This is a genomic window from Marinobacter vinifirmus (assembly GCF_002258215.1).
Lineage (GTDB): Bacteria > Pseudomonadota > Gammaproteobacteria > Pseudomonadales > Oleiphilaceae > Marinobacter > Marinobacter vinifirmus.
The window spans coordinates 95550-113031 of the sequence record NZ_NEFY01000002.1 but is presented as its reverse complement, the minus strand read 5'-3'; the positions used below and the strand labels follow the sequence as shown (position 1 = coordinate 113031).

At 59.2% G+C, this 17482-nt stretch carries 14 protein-coding genes and 1 pseudogene; 13 read left to right on the top strand and 2 right to left on the bottom strand.

Annotated features, from left to right (window positions below; genetic code table 11):
* Positions 1-2 precede the first annotated feature (2 nt).
* From trpB to cobA, 13 genes and pseudogenes are all read left to right on the top strand, one after another.
* Positions 3-1199, top strand: a complete 1197-nt coding sequence (gene trpB / locus B9Q17_RS02990; protein ID WP_244177307.1) for a tryptophan synthase subunit beta — start codon at positions 3-5, stop codon at positions 1197-1199.
* A 17-nt stretch (positions 1200-1216) separates the two neighbouring features.
* Entirely contained in the window at positions 1217-2026 is an 810-nt protein-coding gene (trpA, locus tag B9Q17_RS02985; protein WP_094624052.1) for a tryptophan synthase subunit alpha, read from the top strand.
* Between the two features lie 38 nt (positions 2027-2064).
* Positions 2065-2994, top strand: coding sequence for an acetyl-CoA carboxylase, carboxyltransferase subunit beta (gene accD, locus B9Q17_RS02980; RefSeq protein ID WP_094624051.1), 930 nt, complete (start codon positions 2065-2067; stop codon positions 2992-2994).
* The gene (folC, locus tag B9Q17_RS02975) at positions 2975-4285 is read left to right on the top strand and encodes a bifunctional tetrahydrofolate synthase/dihydrofolate synthase (RefSeq protein ID WP_094624050.1); all 1311 of its coding nucleotides are present in this window, start codon (positions 2975-2977) and stop codon (positions 4283-4285) included. Before accD ends, folC begins: the two co-directional genes overlap by 20 nt.
* 90 nt (positions 4286-4375) lie before the next feature.
* Positions 4376-5080, top strand: a complete 705-nt coding sequence (locus B9Q17_RS02970) for an SPOR domain-containing protein (RefSeq protein WP_094624049.1) — start codon at positions 4376-4378, stop codon at positions 5078-5080.
* A 103-nt stretch (positions 5081-5183) separates the two neighbouring features.
* Entirely contained in the window at positions 5184-5753 is a 570-nt protein-coding gene (locus B9Q17_RS02965; RefSeq protein WP_058340852.1) for a CvpA family protein, read from the top strand.
* Between the two features lie 34 nt (positions 5754-5787).
* Positions 5788-7311, top strand: coding sequence for an amidophosphoribosyltransferase (gene purF / locus B9Q17_RS02960; protein WP_094624048.1), 1524 nt, complete (start codon positions 5788-5790; stop codon positions 7309-7311).
* A gap of 21 nt (positions 7312-7332) precedes the next feature.
* Positions 7333-8556, top strand: a complete 1224-nt coding sequence (locus tag B9Q17_RS02955) for an O-succinylhomoserine sulfhydrylase (protein ID WP_094624047.1) — start codon at positions 7333-7335, stop codon at positions 8554-8556.
* A 23-nt stretch (positions 8557-8579) separates the two neighbouring features.
* Positions 8580-11156: a DNA translocase FtsK gene (locus tag B9Q17_RS02950; RefSeq protein WP_094624046.1), complete on the top strand. Its 2577-nt coding sequence runs from the start codon at positions 8580-8582 to the stop codon at positions 11154-11156.
* Positions 11157-11190: 34 nt separating this feature from the next.
* Positions 11191-11844: an outer membrane lipoprotein periplasmic chaperone LolA gene (lolA, locus tag B9Q17_RS02945; RefSeq protein WP_058340856.1), complete on the top strand. Its 654-nt coding sequence runs from the start codon at positions 11191-11193 to the stop codon at positions 11842-11844.
* Positions 11844-13178 carry a replication-associated recombination protein A gene (locus B9Q17_RS02940; protein WP_094624045.1) on the top strand — a complete coding sequence of 445 codons (1335 nt, stop codon included), beginning with the start codon at positions 11844-11846 and terminating at the stop codon, positions 13176-13178. The genes lolA and B9Q17_RS02940 overlap by 1 nt, the downstream gene beginning before the upstream one ends.
* A gap of 118 nt (positions 13179-13296) precedes the next feature.
* The gene (gene serS / locus B9Q17_RS02935; RefSeq protein ID WP_094624044.1) at positions 13297-14571 is read left to right on the top strand and encodes a serine--tRNA ligase; all 1275 of its coding nucleotides are present in this window, start codon (positions 13297-13299) and stop codon (positions 14569-14571) included.
* A 38-nt stretch (positions 14572-14609) separates the two neighbouring features.
* Positions 14610-15425 (top strand): annotated as a pseudogene (gene cobA / locus B9Q17_RS02930) (uroporphyrinogen-III C-methyltransferase); the annotation flags it as partial.
* A 71-nt stretch (positions 15426-15496) separates the two neighbouring features.
* Here the strand turns inward: cobA and B9Q17_RS02925 are convergent.
* Both B9Q17_RS02925 and B9Q17_RS02920 read right to left on the bottom strand, forming a co-directional pair.
* On the bottom strand, positions 15497-16570 hold the full coding sequence (locus B9Q17_RS02925; protein ID WP_058340860.1) for a 3-deoxy-7-phosphoheptulonate synthase: 1074 nt from the start codon (positions 16568-16570) through the stop codon (positions 15497-15499).
* 117 nt (positions 16571-16687) lie between these two features.
* Positions 16688-17473: an enoyl-ACP reductase FabI gene (locus B9Q17_RS02920; protein ID WP_094624042.1), complete on the bottom strand. Its 786-nt coding sequence runs from the start codon at positions 17471-17473 to the stop codon at positions 16688-16690.
* Positions 17474-17482: the final 9 nt, after the last annotated feature.

Here is a 17482-nt window from a genome sequence, read left to right as displayed (position 1 = left end):
AAATGCTCAAGGCGCTTCCTGATGCGAAAGGCCACTTCGGTGCCTTTGGTGGCCGGTTTGTATCGGAAACCCTGATGGACTCCCTGATGACGCTCGAGCGGGAGTATCTGCGCCTGAAAGACGACCCTGAGTTTCAGGCAACGTTCGACAAGGATCTCGCGGACTATGTTGGCCGCCCAAGCCCTCTTTACTTTGCCGAGCGCCTGACCCGTGAAACCGGTGGTGCCCAGATCTGGCTGAAACGGGAAGACCTGAACCACACCGGTGCCCACAAGGTAAACAACACCATCGGCCAGGCGTTGCTGGCCAGCTTCCTGGGCAAGAAACGCATTATTGCGGAAACCGGCGCCGGCCAGCACGGTGTGGCCACGGCTACCGTTTGTGCCCGTCTTGGTCTCGAGTGCCACGTGTTTATGGGCTCTGAAGACGTCAAGCGCCAGTCCCTTAACGTGTACCGGATGAAACTGCTGGGTGCCACGGTGCATGCCGTTGAGAGTGGTACCAAAACCCTGAAAGACGCCATGAACGATGCCATGCGTGACTGGGTAGCGAACGTGGATGAGACGTTCTACATCATCGGCACCGTGGCTGGCCCGCATCCGTACCCGTTGCTGGTGCGCGACTTCCAGTCTGTGATCGGCCGTGAAACCCGTCGCCAGTCGCTGGAGAAAACCGGCAAACTGCCGGATGCCCTGGTAGCCTGCGTGGGTGGTGGTTCCAACGCAATCGGAATGTTCTACCCCTTCCTGACCGACGAATCTGTTGAGCTTTACGGAGTGGAAGCCGGTGGCCTGGGCATTGAAACCGGCCAGCATGCCGCACCCCTGTGTGCCGGTCGCCCGGGCGTACTGCACGGTAACCGTACTTACCTGATGGAAGACGAAAATGGCCAGATTGCCGGCACCCATTCGGTCAGTGCTGGCCTGGATTATCCGGGTGTAGGCCCCGAGCATTCCTGGTTGAAGGATATTGGCCGGGCCAACTACGTTTCGGTAACCGACGAAGAAGCGCTGGACGGTTTCCGTAAACTGACCCGTATTGAAGGTATCATGCCGGCACTGGAGTCTGCCCATGCGGTGGCCTACGCCCTCAAGCTGGCTGCTACTATGGACAAAGACCAAATGCTGGTCATCAATGTCTCCGGTCGTGGCGACAAAGATATTCACACCATTGCCCAATTGGATGGCATCGAGATCTGAAGGTATCAGGAGCAGGCATGAGCCGAATTGAAGGTGTACTGAAATCACTGAAAGAGCAGGGCCGGAAGGCCCTGATCCCCTATATCACGGCCGGTGATCCGCACCCGGATCAGACCGTGGGCCTGATGCACACACTGGTGGCGGCCGGTGCCGATATCATCGAGCTGGGCGTGCCGTTCTCTGACCCGATGGCAGACGGCCCGGTTATCCAGCTGGCCTGTGAACGGGCGCTGAAGTTCAACACGTCGCTGCGCGATGTGCTGGGTATGGTGAAAGAGTTCAGGAAAACCGATAGTGACACGCCGGTCGTGTTGATGGGCTACCTCAACCCCATGGAAGCCATGGGTTATGAGGCGTTCGCCGATGCAGCTGCCGATGCGGGCCTTGATGGCGTGCTGACGGTAGACCTGCCGCCGGAAGAGGCAGATCAGGTGGCCCCGCTGTTCGCCGAGCGCAAGCTGGATCCGATCTTCCTGCTGGCGCCGACCACCACGGATGAGCGAATCAGGGCAATCAGTGAGCACTCTTCCGGCTATGTGTACTATGTTTCTATCAAGGGTGTGACCGGCTCTGCCACCATTGACGTCGACGAAGTGGCCCGGAAAGTAGCACATGTGCACGAACTGACCGCTCTGCCGGTGGGTGTCGGCTTTGGTATCCGCGATGCGGAAACTGCCGCCGCAGTAGGCAGAGTATCCGATGGTGTAATTGTTGGCAGCGTGCTGGTGGATACAATAGCCCGACACCAGACAGATCCGGACGGTCTTCGTAAGGCCCTGACCGATCTGTTGCACCCGATGCGCGAGGCTCTGGACAGTCTCTCCTGAGTTAACGGCGTCCAGGCATCAAAGGACAGGATGAAAGCATGAGTAACTGGCTGGAAAAGATCATGCCGAGCAAGATTCGCTCGGAATCACGGCAGCGTACCGGCGTGCCGGAAGGTTTGTGGAAAAAATGCCCCAAGTGTGGCGCCTTCCTGTACAAGCCGGAGCTCGAGAAGAATCTCGACGTTTGCCCGAAGTGTAACCACCACATGCGGGTAAACGCCCGTCGTCGGCTGGATATCTTCCTGGACAAAGACGGCCGTGAGGAAATCGCTGCGGATCTCGAGCCTTCCGATCGCCTGAAGTTCAAAGACACCAAGCGTTACAAGGATCGCCTGTCGGCAGCCCAGAAAGCCACGGGCGAGAAAGACGCACTGGTGGCCTTCAAAGGCACGACCATGGGTGTTCCGCTGGTTGCCTGCGCCTTTGAATTCAATTTCCTGGGCGGCTCCATGGGCCAGGTAGTGGGTGAGAAGTTCGTCCAGGCTGCCAACGTGGCCCTGGAGCACCGTATTCCCCTGGTGTGCTTCTCTGCCAGTGGTGGTGCCCGTATGCAGGAGGCGATCCTGTCGCTGATGCAGATGGCGAAAACCGCTGCGGTCCTCGAGCGCATGAAGGAAGAGGGGATTCCCTACATTTCCGTGCTCACAGACCCGGTATTCGGTGGCGTGTCTGCCAGCCTGGCCATGCTGGGCGACCTGAACATTGCCGAGCCCTATGCGCTGATCGGTTTTGCCGGCCCGCGGGTTATCGAGCAGACCGTGCGTGAGAAACTGCCGGAAGGCTTCCAGCGCAGCGAATTCCTGCTGGAGCACGGTGCCATCGACATGATCCTGCACCGTCATAACATGCGTGAGCGTATTGCCCACCTGCTGGCCAAGTTCACCGGCGGTGAGAAGCCGGGGACCGAGGCTCCGATTGAATTCGAAATTACCGAGAAACCCGATACAGATGAACCCTCCGGGCACTGATCCCTCTCCGGCGCCGGCATCCAGCCCCGGCGCCGGGGCTTCCGTTCAGGACTGGCTGAACTGGCTCGAAGCCATCCATCCTGCCGAAATCGACCTTGGCCTGGACCGCGTTCTGGTGGTTCTTCGCCGCCTGTTCCCGCGCAAGCCTAATGCCCGGATCATTACCGTGGCGGGTACCAATGGCAAGGGCACCACAGTTGCCACCCTGGAAAAGCTGTTGCTGGCAGCGGGCCGCACCACCGGCGCTTACACCTCTCCGCATCTCCAGGACTACAACGAACGGGTTCGCCTGAATGGCACAGATATTTCAGACCCGGTCTTGGTGAGCGCTTTCGAGAAAGTGGAAGAGGCCCGGGGCAAGGTATCCCTGACGTATTTCGAGTTCGGCACCCTGGCTGCGTTTGTCGCATTTGCCTATGCCGGCGTGGAAGACTGGATAGTCGAGGTTGGCCTGGGCGGCAGGCTTGATGCCGTGAACGTGCTCGATGCTGAATTCGCAGTCATTACCTCCATTGATATCGACCATATCGGCTTTCTGGGTGATAACCGGGAAGTGATCGGTTTTGAGAAGGCTGGCATTTTGCGGCCCGGAATTTTTGCCGTGTGTGCCGACCCGGAGCCGCCGGCTTCGGTTTTGCAGCAAGCGGCCGCGCAGAAAGTGGACCTTCAGGTAACCGGAAGAGATTACCAGCTGGCACAGGCCAATGGTGATGCCAATACCGTTGAACTGGCCGTGGCGGGTGACCAAATCAAGCTTCCGGCCGGCCCCCTGCCGGTACAAAGTGTTGCCGCAGCGGTTGTGCTGGCGCGTAAGTTGCTGCCAGATGTGGCGCCGTCATCGCTGGGTGATATTGCCCGAACGGTCAGTGTTCCCGGGAGATTCGAGCTGCTCGCTAGAAGTCCGTTTGTGCGGGCAGACGTTGGCCATAATCCCCATGCGGCGCGCTGGCTTTCCGGGCAGGTCTCGGCCGGTTGCCGTACAGGCTCAAAGGTGCATGCGGTCTATGCGGCACTGGCAGATAAAGACGTAGAAGGCGTGATGACGGCCATGAAGTCTGTGGCCGATCAGTGGTATTTCGCCGGGCTGGATGTTCCCCGCGGCCTTGCCGTTGATCAGCTGGTTTCCCATGCGCGCGCCTGTGGCATCACCGATGGTGAGGGCTATGGCTCGGTCAGTCATGCGTTGGATGCGGCTATCGCCAATGCCCGTCCGGATGACTGTATCGTGGTGTTCGGTTCTTTCTATACCGTTGCCGAGGCCCGGGCGAAGTTGGCGGGTGCCGGTTCTTAAACTTTGTCCATTCCCGTGCGGTGGGCTTGGACTTGGCGCAGGTGGCGGTTAGTATCGTGGTGAACGGATAATGAACGGGAGCCGTCAACGGTGGATGGATTGAAGCAACGGATAATCGGCGCGCTGGTACTGATTTCACTGGCGGTTATTTTTGTCCCGATGATTTTTGATGAGCCGCACTCGGAACGTCAGTCCACACCGATCACCATCCCCGAAGAGCCGCCGTTCCCGGAAGTGGATATGCCGGCCCAGCCGGATCCCCGGAATTTCGAAGAGCCTGAAGCAGGCGGTTCGAGCGTCGGTTACCGAATGGTTGAAGAGCCTGAAGCAGGCGGTTCGAGCGTCGGTTACCGAATGGTTGAAGAGCCTGCAGAGGCCGATGCCGCGGTGGCGGAAACAGTTGAAGAACCAGCTTCTCAAACAACTGCGGAAGCAGCTCCTGCGCAAACAGCTCCGCAGGCAGAACCACAGCAAGCGCCAGAGCCGCAGCAGGCAACCGAACCGGTGGCCAGTGCCAGTGAGCCCGAGCAACCCAAGGAGTTCTCCAAAACCCTTGAGGGAGCCTGGATTGTTCAGCTTGGCAGCTTCGGCAACGCCGATAATGCCCGTCGCCTGCGGGACAAGGTGATCGAGATGAAGTACGGAGCGCACCTGCAGCAAGTAACCCGTGGTGACACCGAATTGACCCGCGTGTTCAGCGGCCCCTTTGTGAGCGAAGCTGAGGCCAGGAAGGCAAAGGCCGTACTCGACAAGGAATTCAATCTGAACAGCCTGGTGACCACTGGCGGTAAATAATCTGCCGGCGCCGGAAATCAACCGCTGTTTTGGGCACTCTGCAGTTTGGTGCGGTGCGGTTTCCTGATAGAATTCGCGTTTCCTTTTCTACACCGGGATGTTCATGGAAACGCTGATCTGGATTGACTGGGTCATCATTGCCCTCATTACAGTTTCCACGGTTATCAGTCTTAAACGTGGCTTCGTCAAAGAAGCCCTTTCGCTGGTAACCTGGATTGGCGCGTTTATCATCGCCCGAACCTTTCACCCCCAGATGCAATCGCTGCTGGAATCTTCGGTTGAAACACCGTTAGTGCGGCTGATCGCCGCGTTCGCGATTCTTTTTTTCGGCACCCTGATTATCGGTGCGATCATCAATAACATGATCGGCCACCTGGTCCGGGCCACCGGTTTGTCCGCGACAGACCGGGTGCTGGGCATGGGGTTTGGCCTGCTGAGGGGCGTGGTGGTGGTTATCGTCGCTATCGCATTTACCCGATACACGCCGCTGGCACAGGATACCTGGTGGAAAACCTCAGTGATGATTGACCGGCTCGCAGTAGTCGAAGACTGGTCACGCCGGACACTGGGGGATGAATTTGCCCGTTTTCTCGGGCCGGCAGACAAAGCGCAGGAACAACCCGTGCCTGCTAACGAAATCGAAGACGTGCAACCCGCGTCTGCATCCCGATAACATTCAGTTCTAACACTCGGAGAGTTGCCCAGCCATGTGTGGCATTGTCGGTATTGTCAGTACTTCCAACGTTAATCAGCTGCTTTACGATGCGCTGACCGTTCTTCAGCACCGTGGCCAGGATGCGGCGGGAATTGTGACCTTCCAGGACAACCGGTTTTACCTGCGCAAGGACAACGGGCTGGTTCGGGATGTATTCCACACCCGGCACATGCGCCGCCTGGCGGGTAACGTGGGCATCGGCCATGTCCGTTATCCGACTGCCGGCAGCTCAAGCTCGGCAGAAGCCCAGCCGTTCTATGTGAACAGCCCCTACGGCATTACCCTGGCCCATAACGGCAACCTCACCAACGCCGACGACCTTGCCGAGGACCTGTTCCGCACCGACCTGCGCCATATCAACACCAATTCAGACTCCGAAGTCCTGCTGAACGTGTTCGCCCACGAACTGCAGAAGCAGGGCAAGCTGAACCCCACCAAGGATGAGATCTTCTCGGCGGTGCGGGCCGTGCACAAGCGCTGTCGCGGTGCCTACGCCGTTATCGCCATGATTACCGGCTACGGTATTGTCGGATTCCGTGATCCCAACGGTATCCGCCCGGCCTGCTACGGTGTGCGCGAGAACGAAAGCGGCCAGAAGGAATACATGATCGCTTCTGAAAGCGTGGCCCTGAACGCCGCCGGCTTCACCATGGTGCGCGACATTGCACCGGGCGAGGCGGTGTATATTGAAACCGACGGCACCCTCTACAGCGAACAGTGCGCCGAGGCGCCCAAGCTGTACCCCTGTATTTTCGAGCACGTTTACTTTGCCCGCCCGGATTCCATCATGGACCGCGTGTCTGTGTACAAGGCCCGCCTGCGTATGGGTGAAGTGCTGGCTGACAAAGTGCTGCGCGAACGCCCGGAACACGACATCGACGTGGTCATTCCGATTCCCGACACCAGCCGTACCTCCGCCATGCAGATGGCTTACCAGCTGGGCGTGAAGTACCGCGAAGGCTTCATTAAAAACCGTTACATCGGCCGTACCTTCATCATGCCGGGCCAGAAGATGCGCAAGAAGTCCGTGCGCCAGAAGCTGAACCCGATTGACCTGGAATTCCGCGGCAAGAACGTGATGCTGGTGGACGACTCCATTGTTCGCGGCACCACCTGTAAGGAAATCGTACAAATGGCCCGGGACGCCGGCGCCCGCAACGTTTACTTTGCCTCGGCCGCGCCCCCTGTTCGCTACCCGAACGTGTACGGCATCGACATGCCGTCTGCCAATGAACTGATTGCCCACGACCGCACGGTTGAGGAAGTTCGCGGCCTGATTGGCGCTGACTGGCTGGTATACCAGGACCTTGAAGACCTGGTGGCCTGTGTGGACGACGTTAACGATGATATCGATGGCTGGGAATGTTCGGTATTCACTGGCGAATACGTGACCGGTGATGTCGATGCCGCCTACCTGGCGCGCCTGGAAGACCAGCGCAACGACACCAAGCGTTCCGGTGGCCAGGTGATGGACGAAGATAACGGTATTATCGACCTGCACAATGATGAAGACTGACGCCAGCACCAGGAGAACCCGATGACTTACGGCCGCGAAGAACAGCTCTGGATTCCGGAATCGGATCTGGACGGTATGTCTGTGGAAACCCTGGCGGTCAGGGCAGGGCAGATTCGTACCGGGCAGCTGGAACACAGTGATGCGATTTTCCCGACATCCAGCTTTGTCTACGGTAGTGCCGCCCAGGCGGCGGCGCGCTTTGGAGGCGAGGAGCCGGGTAACATCTATTCCCGCTTTACCAACCCCACGGTGCAGGCCTTCGAAGGCCGGATTGCGGCGATGGAAGGCGGCGAGAAAGCCGTGGCCACCGCATCTGGCATGGCGGCCATTCTCAGCACCTGTATGGCGCTGCTGAAAGCCGGTGACCATGTAATTTGCTCCCGGGGCGTGTTCGGCACCACCAACGTGCTGTTCCAGAAGTACATGGCAAAATTCGGGGTGGAAACCACCTTTGTGTCGCTGACGGATATGGAACAGTGGCAGGCCGCGGTGCGGCCGGAAACCCGCATGCTGTTTATCGAAACCCCTTCGAATCCTTTGTGCGATGTGGCCGACCTTGCTGCGCTGTCGGCACTGGCCCACGCCAACGATGCCCTGTTTGTGGTGGATAACTGTTTCTGCACCCCGGTGCTGCAGCGCCCGCTGGAACATGGCGCAGACCTGGTAGTGCATTCGGCCACCAAGTACCTGGACGGTCAGGGCCGTTGTGTAGGCGGCGTGGTTGTTGGTCCGGCAAAGTACCTGGACGAAATTTACGGTTTCATCCGTTCTGCCGGCCCCACCATGAGCCCGTTCAACGCCTGGGTGTTCCAGAAGGGCCTGGAAACCTTACCGATTCGTATGCGAGCTCACTGTGCCAATGCGTTAGAGTTGGCTCGTTGGCTGGAACAGCAGCCGGAGGTTGAAAAGGTGTTCTATGCCGGCCTGGAAAGCCATCCCCAGCACGAGCTGGCCAAACGCCAGCAAGACGGCTTTGGCGGTGTGGTGTCGTTCCAGGTGAAAGGCGGGCGGGAGCAGGCGTGGCGGTTTATCGATGCCACCCGGATGATTTCCATCACCGCAAACCTGGGCGATGTGAAAACCACCATCACCCATCCGGCAACCACCACCCACGGGCGGCTGGCGCCGGAAGACAAGGCCAAGGCAGGCATCACCGAAAACCTGATTCGGTTGTCTGTTGGCATAGAAGCCATAGATGACCTGAAAACCGATCTGGATCGAGGTTTTCAGGCACTGAAAGATTAAACTCACTGACGGTTTGGGCATTCATGGCGGAATCCGCTAAAGCGAAAAAAACAGTATCAGCCGAGCTGACGGAAAAACAGAAACGCTTTCGCCGCCTGATGGCACAGGGCGCCCGTGAAGGGGCTGTCATCGGCCTGATAGTGCTTTGCATCTATCTGGCCATGGCCCTGTTTACCTTCAGCCCGTCTGATCCCGGCTGGGCCAGTATCGGCCACGACACCAGCGTACAGAACTACGCAGGGCGTACCGGGGCCTGGCTGGCCAGCCTGCTGATGGATTTCTTCGGCCATGTTTCCTGGCTGTTTCCCGCCATGATTGCCGGTTATGCGGTCATGCTTATCCGCCTGCGTAACCAGTCACTGGATCTGCACTGGCCGTTGTTCATGGTGCGCTTCGGTGGCTTCCTGCTGATCCTGCTCTCTGCCACCAGTCTGTTGTCACTGTATTCGGTGTTCGGGCTGGGGGAATCCTCCGGTGGTGTCATGGGTATGGCGGTGTCGGAAGCCATGGTGCGCTTCTTTAACCTTCCGGCCACCACACTGCTGCTAATTGCTATCTTCCTGTTTGCCCTGACGGTAACCATTGGTTTGTCCTGGTTCCGGCTGATGGACCAGGTGGGGGCCTTAACCCTGAAAGCCGGACTGGCCGTGAAGGCGCTGTTTACCCGCGCGGGTAACAAAGCCGAGAAACCCGAACGGCCCGCAAAGCCGGAACCCGAACCGCCGGTTATTCGGGACAAGGTGGCTGATGAAGGTCCGGGCAGCACCAAGCCAAAATCCGAGCGTTGGTGGAACCGTCTGTTCCGCCGCCGCGCCAAGGCCGCCGACAAAGAGCAGAAGGCGCCTGTGCCGAAAGTCCGTAAAGAACCCGGGCTGGAAGGCCTTGCCGATGTAGACTCTGAACCGGTGCGGCTGGAAAGCTTCAGCTCCCGTGAAGTCGACGAACCCCGGCCCGAGCCGGCTCTCAGCTCTGACAAACCGGCTCCGCAAGCCAGCCGGTCCCTGAAGATTTCTCCGTTCAAGAAAGACGAGCAGAAACCGGCGGATAAGAAAGCTTCCAACAAGCAGGCATCTCTCCTCGAGGACATCGAGAGCCCGATTCCGCCTATTTCCCTGCTTGATCCGGCTGAAGAGCACAAAGAAAAAGGCTACTCCGAGGAATCCCTGGAACACATGTCCCGTCTGCTGGAAGAAAAGCTGGCCGATTTCGGGGTGTCCGTCGAGGTTGTAGAAGTGAACCCCGGGCCGGTCATTACCCGGTTCGAGATCAAACCCGCGGCCGGGGTGAAGGTCAGCAAGATCTCCAACCTGGCCAAAGACCTTGCCCGCTCTCTGGCGGTACTCGCCGTTCGGGTCGTGGAAGTGATTCCCGGCAAATCCGTGGTGGGTATCGAAATTCCGAACGAAGCGCGTGAGATGGTGCGCCTGAGCGAGGTGCTGGGAGCCCGGGTATTCACCGAATCGTCGTCTGCGCTGACCCTGGCATTGGGTAACGACATCGGTGGCAACCCCATGGTGGCCAACCTGGCCAAGATGCCTCACCTGCTGGTGGCCGGTACCACCGGTTCCGGTAAGTCTGTGGGTGTGAATGCCATGCTGTTGAGTATGCTGCTGAAGGCTACTCCGGAAGAAGTTCGCTTCATCATGGTGGACCCGAAGATGCTGGAATTGAGCATCTATGACGGCATTCCCCACCTGCTGGCGCCGGTCGTAACCGACATGAAAGAAGCCGCCAACGCATTGCGCTGGTGTGTGGCCGAGATGGAGCGCCGCTACCGCCTGATGGCGAATCTGGGCGTGCGTAACATTGCCGGTTACAACAAGAAGGTGAAGGACGCCCGCGCCGAAGGCGAACCCCTGCTGGATCCGCTCTGGAAACCGGACGAATACCTGGCCAATGACGAGCAGGAACGCCCGGAACTCGACACCCTGCCGTTTATCGTGGTGGTGATCGACGAATTCGCAGACATGATGATGATTGTCGGCAAAAAGGTGGAAGAGCTGATTGCCCGTATCGCCCAGAAAGCCCGGGCGGCCGGTATCCACCTGATCCTGGCCACCCAGCGGCCGTCGGTGGACGTGATTACCGGCCTGATCAAGGCCAACATCCCGACCCGGATTTCGTTCCAGGTGTCGTCCAAGATCGACTCGCGCACAGTACTGGACCAGGGCGGGGCAGAGCAGCTGCTGGGCCACGGAGACATGCTGTACCTGCCGCCAGGCTCCGGCCTGCCGGTTCGGGTTCACGGTGCCTTTGTGGACGATGACGAAGTGCATCGGGTCGTCAGCGCCTGGAAAGCCCGTGGCGAGCCGGAATACGTGGACGACGTTCTTAATGGCGCCGAGGGCGAGAATCTGCCGGGCGTTCCAACCCTCTCGGAAGGGGGCGGTGGAGACGAAGGGGATGCCCTGTTTGACGAGGCGGTGGCCTTTGTCACAGAAAACCGGCGGGTGTCGATCTCGTCGGTGCAGCGTAAATTCAAAATCGGCTACAACCGGGCCGCTAATCTGGTGGATGCCATGGAAGCTTCCGGTGTGGTCAGTCCGGCGGGACACAATGGCGCGCGTGAAGTGCTGGCGCCCCCGCCGCCAAGAGACTAGGAGATCAACTATGCTAGGTGCTTTGAAGGGTACTATGATCAGATCACTGCTGGCCGGGTTCGCGTTGGTGACGGCCCTTGGCTCGGCAGCACCGGCCCTGGCTGACAGCGAGCAGGAATCCCTGAAAGCAGCAGAGCAGCTGTCCGCCATGCTGCGCAGCTACGAAACCTACCAGGCCCGGTTTATCCAGATTGTGGTGGACTCCAGCGGCGGCCGCGTGCAGGAAACCCGGGGCAACCTGAAGGCCAAGCGCCCGGGCCTGTTCTACTGGGAAACCGGTGCGCCGCTGTCCCAGTTCATTGTCAGTGATGGTGAAAAAGTAGAGGTTTACGATCCGGACCTGGAGCAGGTGACCATCCATACCCTGGATGACCGTATCCAGACTACTCCGGCGCTGTTGCTCAGTGGCGAGGTGGGTAACCTGAATGAAAGCTACAGGGTGTCCGGTCGCAGTATCGGAGAAGATACCCGGGAGTTTACCCTGGAGCCCCGCAGCGCCGATTCGCTGTTCACCTCTTTGCGCCTGAGCTTCTACGATGGTGAGCTGCAGGAAATGCGCATGGAGGATTCCCTGTCCCAGATGAGCATTCTCAGCTTTGACGAGATCCGCCTGAACGAAGACATTGAACGCAGCGCCTTCCGGCTGGAATACCCGGAGGAGGTTGATGTTATCCGGGACGGCGTCTGATGCAGGACAGCCTGTTTCAGACTGAAGCCGGTTTCCAGCCGCTGGCCGCCCGCATGCGGCCGGCAACCCTTGATGACTACGTAGGCCAGAAGCACCTCGTTGGCCCCGGCAAGCCCCTGCGCCGGGCGGTAGAGCAGGGCCTGCTGCACTCCATGATCCTGTGGGGGCCGCCCGGGGTGGGCAAAACCACCTTTGCCCGGTTGCTGGCCAATGTTGGCGAGCTTTCCTATGAAACCCTGTCTGCGGTGCTTAGCGGGGTGAAAGAAATCCGCGAAGTGGTGGAGCGGGCCCGTAACCGAAAACAGTCCCAGGGGCGCGAAACCCTGCTGTTTGTGGATGAAGTACACCGCTTCAACAAAAGCCAGCAGGATGCTTTTCTTCCCCATATCGAAAACGGCACCTTTATCTTTGTGGGCGCCACTACGGAAAACCCTTCCTTCGAGCTGAACAGCGCCCTGTTATCCCGCACCCGGGTTTACGTGCTCAAAAACCTTGAGCGGGATGACATCCTGCAACTCCTGAACCGGGCGCTCACCAGTGACGCCGGTTTTGGCGGCAGGCTGCTGATTGACGAAGACGTACTGGACACCCTGGCCGAATCCGCCGGTGGCGATGCCCGCCGCGCCCTGAATATCCTGGAAGTCGCGGCCGACCTGGCAGACCCGAAAGGCCCCGAATCCAGCCGCATTACCGCCGCCACCCTGGAACAGGTGCTGCAAACCAGTCTGCGCCGCTTTGATAAGGGTGGCGACGTGTTCTACGACCAGATCTCCGCCCTGCACAAATCCGTACGTGGCTCCAACCCGGACGGCTCCCTGTACTGGCTGTGCCGGATGCTCGACGGCGGTTGCGATCCGCTTTACGTGGCGCGGCGGCTGGTGCGGATTGCCAGCGAGGATATCGGCAACGCGGACCCCCGGGCGCTGCAGATCACCATGCAGGCATGGGATGCACAGGAAAGGCTCGGCTCTCCGGAAGGGGAACTGGCCCTGGCCCAGGCGGTTACCTACCTGGCCATGGCGCCCAAGAGCAATGCGGTCTACAAGGCCTACAACCAGTGCATGGCCGACATTCGCAAAGACCCGGATTATGAAGTGCCGGTGCACCTGCGAAATGCCCCGACCAAGCTCCTCAAAAGCATGGGCCATGGCGAGGAATACCGTTACGCCCATGATGAGCCGGATGCCTTCGCCGCCGGCGAATCCTACCTGCCGGAAGCCATCCACCAGCGCCGTTATTACGAACCGGTGATGCGCGGGCTGGAAATCAGGCTGGCCGAGAAACGCCAACGACTCGACACCCTGGATGCCCAGAGCCCGAAAAAGCGCTATTGATACCCCCGGTTTACTGAATTTGTGCCGGGCGCAGGGCAGAAGGTGGCCAGCAGCACTCCGGCAGGTATAATGCCGCTATATTCTAATTCATTCGTTAACCGGAAAATTCAGGAAGATCATGCTCGATCCGAAACGTGTCCGTACCCAGACTGAAGAAATCGCCCGCCGGCTGGCCATTAAGAACTTCGAGTTTGATGTGGCTACCTTCGAACGGTTAGAGGAAAGCCGCCGAGCCATCCAGGTTCGTACGGAAACACTGCAGAGCGAGCAGAACAAGCGTTCCAAGTCCATCGGCAAGGCCAAGGCATCTGGGGAAGATATCAAACCTTTGCTGGAGGAAGTGGACAACCTGAAGCGCCAGAAGGCCGAAGCGGAAGATGAATTGCGTTCCGTCCAGGAATCCCTGAATGCCTTCTTCGCCGGCATTCCCAACCTGCCGGACGAAGACGTTCCGGCGGGCAAGAATGAAGATGACAACGTTGAAACCCGCCTGTGGGGCACCCCCCGGGAATTCGACTTTGAGCCGAAAGACCACGTGGCACTGGGTGAAGACCTGAAAGGCCTGGATTTCGAGAAAGCCAGCCAGCTGGCCCATTCCCGGTTTGCCGTTATGCGGGGCCAGCTGGCCCGCCTGCACCGGGCCCTGGCGCAGTTCATGCTCGACCTGCACACCGAAGAGCATGGTTACACCGAGGCCTATGTGCCGTACCTGGTGAATGCCAATACCCTGTTTGGTACCGGTCAGTTGCCGAAGTTCGAGGAAGACCTGTTCCGTACCGCCGGTGACAACCCGCTGTACCTGATTCCGACGGCGGAAGTGCCGGCCACCAACCTGGTGTCTGACACCATTCTGGATGATGCGGAGTTGCCGCTGCGCCTGGTTTGCCACACACCCTGTTTCCGCAGCGAAGCCGGCTCCTACGGCCGCGACGTGCGGGGCATGATTCGCCAGCACCAGTTCGACAAGGTAGAGCTGGTTCAGGTGGTGCGCCCGGAAGACTCGGCCAAGGCGCTGGAGCAGCTCACCGGCCACGCCGAGAAAGTGCTGCAACTGCTGGAACTGCCGTACCGGGTGATGACCCTGTGTGGCGGCGATATGGGCTTCTCTGCAGCCAAGACCTTCGACCTGGAAGTGTGGCTGCCGGGGCAGGGCAAGTACCGTGAAATTTCTTCCTGTTCCAATACCCGCGATTTCCAGGCCCGCCGTATGCAGGCCCGCTGGCGCAACCCGGAAACCGGCAAGCCGGAGCCGGTACACACCCTTAATGGCTCCGGCCTGGCGGTGGGCCGTGCCATGATTGCGGTGATGGAAAACTACCAGCAGGCGGACGGCAGCATCCTCGTTCCGGAAGTGCTGAAGCCGTATATGAGAGGCCTGGACAGAATCCAATGAGCCAGAATAAAGAAGGTACGCCACCGCCAGGAGCGATTGGTGTGGCCTCTGCCGCACCAAGGTATCGGGTGAATCCGATTACCGAAAACCCGAACAACTCTGCCGGAGAGGTTGCCCTGGTGGGCGCCGGGCCCGGCGACCCCGAGTTGCTGACCCTGAAGGCCTGGCGGCTGATTACCAACGCGGAGGTGGTGTTGTACGACCGCCTGGTGTCACCGGAAATCATGGCGCTGATTCCGGAAAGTGCCGAGAAGATCCACGTCGGCAAGCAGCGTGCTAACCATACCCTGCCGCAGGATCAGATTAACCAGCGCCTGGTGGACCTGGCCCGTGAAGGGCATAAGGTAGTGCGCCTGAAGGGCGGCGATCCGTTTATCTTCGGCCGTGGTGGCGAGGAAATCGAAACCCTGGCCCAGGCCGGGGTGCGGTTTCAGGTAGTGCCGGGTATTACCGCCGCCTCTGGTTGTTCGGCCTACGCGGGAATTCCGTTGACCCATCGGGACTATGCCCAGTCGGTCCGGTTTATTACCGGCCACCTGAAGAACGACAGTTGTGATCTGCCCTGGGCTGATTTCGTACAGACCAGCCAGACCCTGGTGTTCTACATGGGGCTGGTGGGCCTGCCGATTATCAGTCGGGAGTTGATAGCCCATGGAATGGCGCCGGATATGCCGGTTGCACTGGTGTCAAAGGGCACCACGCCGGAGCAGGAAGTCATTACCGGTACGCTGGAGACCATCGTGGGTATCATCGAAAACCGGGAAGTGGCCGCGCCCACGCTGGTGATTATTGGCGAGGTGGTCACTCTGCGCAACCGCCTGGACTGGCTGGGCGTACAACCCGAGCCATATTGAGTTTGGCCAAACATCAGGCACAAAAAAACCGGGCTGGATGAACCCGGTTTTTTTATGCCTTGCGAATCGAATCAGTCGATTCGCTTGGGCAGTACGTCCTTGAGCTTTTCCCGCATGGTGCGGATCGCTTTCTCGGTGGTTTCCCAGTCGATACAGGCATCGGTTACCGACACGCCGTACTTCAGGTCTGCCAGGTTTTCCGGAATAGACTGGTTGCCCCAGTTGATGTTGCTTTCCACCATCAGGCTCTGGATAGACTTGTTGCCTTCCAGGATCTGGTGGGTAACGTCCTGCATTACCAGCGGCTGGATGGCCGGGTCTTTGCTGGAGTTGGCGTGGCTGCAGTCCACCATGATGGACTTGCGCAGATCGGCTTTCTCCAGCGCCTGCTCACACAAGGCAACGTTCACAGAATCGTAGTTGGGCTTACCACCGCCACCGCGCAGTACTACGTGACCGTAGTTATTGCCCTTGGTGCGGATGATGGCGCCTTTACCCTGCTGGTCGATACCCAGGAAGCTGTGAGGATGGGAGACCGACTTCATGGCGTTAACAGCAACATCCAGGCTGCCGTCGGTGCCGTTCTTGAAGCCGATCGCCATAGACAGGCCACTGCTCATTTCCCGGTGGGTCTGGGATTCCGTGGTACGGGCTCCGATGGCAGACCAGGCGATGGTGTCCTGCAGGTACTGCGGAGAAATCGGATCCAGCGCCTCGGTTGCCGTTGGCAGGCCCAGTTCGTTGATGTCCAGCAGCAGGCGACGGCCGATGTGCAGGCCCTGTTCGATGTCGAAGGTATCGTTCAGGTGCGGATCGTTGATCAGGCCTTTCCAGCCAACGGTGGTCCGCGGCTTTTCAAAGTAAACCCGCATCACCAGCAGCAAGGTATCGCTGACTTCGTCGGCCAGTTTCTTCAGTCGGTTGGCATAGTCCCGGGCAGCGTCCACGTCGTGGATAGAGCAGGGGCCAACCACAATGAACAGACGGTGGTCTTTGCCGTCCATGATGTCGTAGATTGCCTGACGGCCGTTGGCCACGGTTTCTGCAGCGGTATCTGAAAGCGGCAGTTCGCTTTTCAGGGCTTCAGGAGTGATCAGTGGTTCCTGGCTGGCCACGTTCAGGTTTTCCAGTTTCTTGCCCGACATCTTGTAGTGCTTCCCCGGTGACTGAAGATTAACGCAAATGGTGCCGGCAGGCGGTTGTCCGCCCGCCGGTGAGCTGGTTAGTCTGCGTTATTTGGCAGTGCTTTTCAACGGCGGTGCTCAGTCGTCCAGCGAACCCATGCCGGAGATATTGGCGCCGGCGTCTACGTACAGAATCTCGCCGGTGATACCGGAAGCCAGGTCAGACGACATAAACGCAGCGGCGTTACCTACTTCAATGGTGGTCACGTTACGACGCAACGGAGCGCGCTTGGCGTTCTCGCTCAGCATACGGCGGAAGCTGGCGATACCGGAGGCGGCCAGGGTCTTGATCGGGCCGGCAGAAATCGCGTTCACCCGGATGCCTTCTTCGCCCAGGCTGGCGGCCATGTAACGGACGTTGGCTTCCAGTGAGGCCTTGGCCAGGCCCATCACGTTATAGTTCTGCAGGACACGCTCGGCACCCAGGTAGCTCAGGGTCAGCAGGCTGCTGCCTTCGTGCATCATCTTGCGGGCACCCTTGGCCAGCGCCACGAAGCTGTAGGAGCTGATGTCGTGGGCAATCTTGAAGCCTTCGCGGGTGGTGACATCCACATAGTTGCCGTTCAGCTCGTGGGCCGGGGCAAAGCCAACGGCGTGGATGATGATGTCGATGTTGTCCCAGTGCTTGTTCAGCTCGGTGAACACATTCTCGATTTCCTCGTCGCTGGCGACATCGCAGGGCAGGGTGATGGTGCTGCCCCACTGTTCCGCGAACTTCTCAACGCGGGACTGCAGCTTTTCGTTCTGGAAGGTGAAGGCCAGTTCGGCGCCTTCACGGGCGAACGCCTCGGCAATGCCGTAAGCGATGGAATGCTTGCTGGCTACGCCAACAATCAGTGCTTTCTTGCCACTGAGAATTCCCATGGGTATCTG

Coding starts and splice junctions, on each gene's coding strand:
- trpB (WP_244177307.1), top strand. CDS start 3: ATGCTCAAGGCGCTTCCTGATGCGAAAGGCCACTTCGGTGCCTTTGGT.
- trpA (WP_094624052.1), top strand. CDS start 1,217: ATGAGCCGAATTGAAGGTGTACTGAAATCACTGAAAGAGCAGGGCCGG.
- accD (WP_094624051.1), top strand. CDS start 2,065: ATGAGTAACTGGCTGGAAAAGATCATGCCGAGCAAGATTCGCTCGGAA.
- folC (WP_094624050.1), top strand. CDS start 2,975: ATGAACCCTCCGGGCACTGATCCCTCTCCGGCGCCGGCATCCAGCCCC.
- B9Q17_RS02965 (WP_058340852.1), top strand. CDS start 5,184: ATGGAAACGCTGATCTGGATTGACTGGGTCATCATTGCCCTCATTACA.
- purF (WP_094624048.1), top strand. CDS start 5,788: ATGTGTGGCATTGTCGGTATTGTCAGTACTTCCAACGTTAATCAGCTG.
- B9Q17_RS02955 (WP_094624047.1), top strand. CDS start 7,333: ATGACTTACGGCCGCGAAGAACAGCTCTGGATTCCGGAATCGGATCTG.
- B9Q17_RS02950 (WP_094624046.1), top strand. CDS start 8,580: ATGGCGGAATCCGCTAAAGCGAAAAAAACAGTATCAGCCGAGCTGACG.
- lolA (WP_058340856.1), top strand. CDS start 11,191: ATGATCAGATCACTGCTGGCCGGGTTCGCGTTGGTGACGGCCCTTGGC.
- B9Q17_RS02940 (WP_094624045.1), top strand. CDS start 11,844: ATGCAGGACAGCCTGTTTCAGACTGAAGCCGGTTTCCAGCCGCTGGCC.
- serS (WP_094624044.1), top strand. CDS start 13,297: ATGCTCGATCCGAAACGTGTCCGTACCCAGACTGAAGAAATCGCCCGC.
- B9Q17_RS02925 (WP_058340860.1), bottom strand. CDS start 16,570: ATGTCGGGCAAGAAACTGGAAAACCTGAACGTGGCCAGCCAGGAACCA.
- B9Q17_RS02920 (WP_094624042.1), bottom strand. CDS start 17,473: ATGGGAATTCTCAGTGGCAAGAAAGCACTGATTGTTGGCGTAGCCAGC.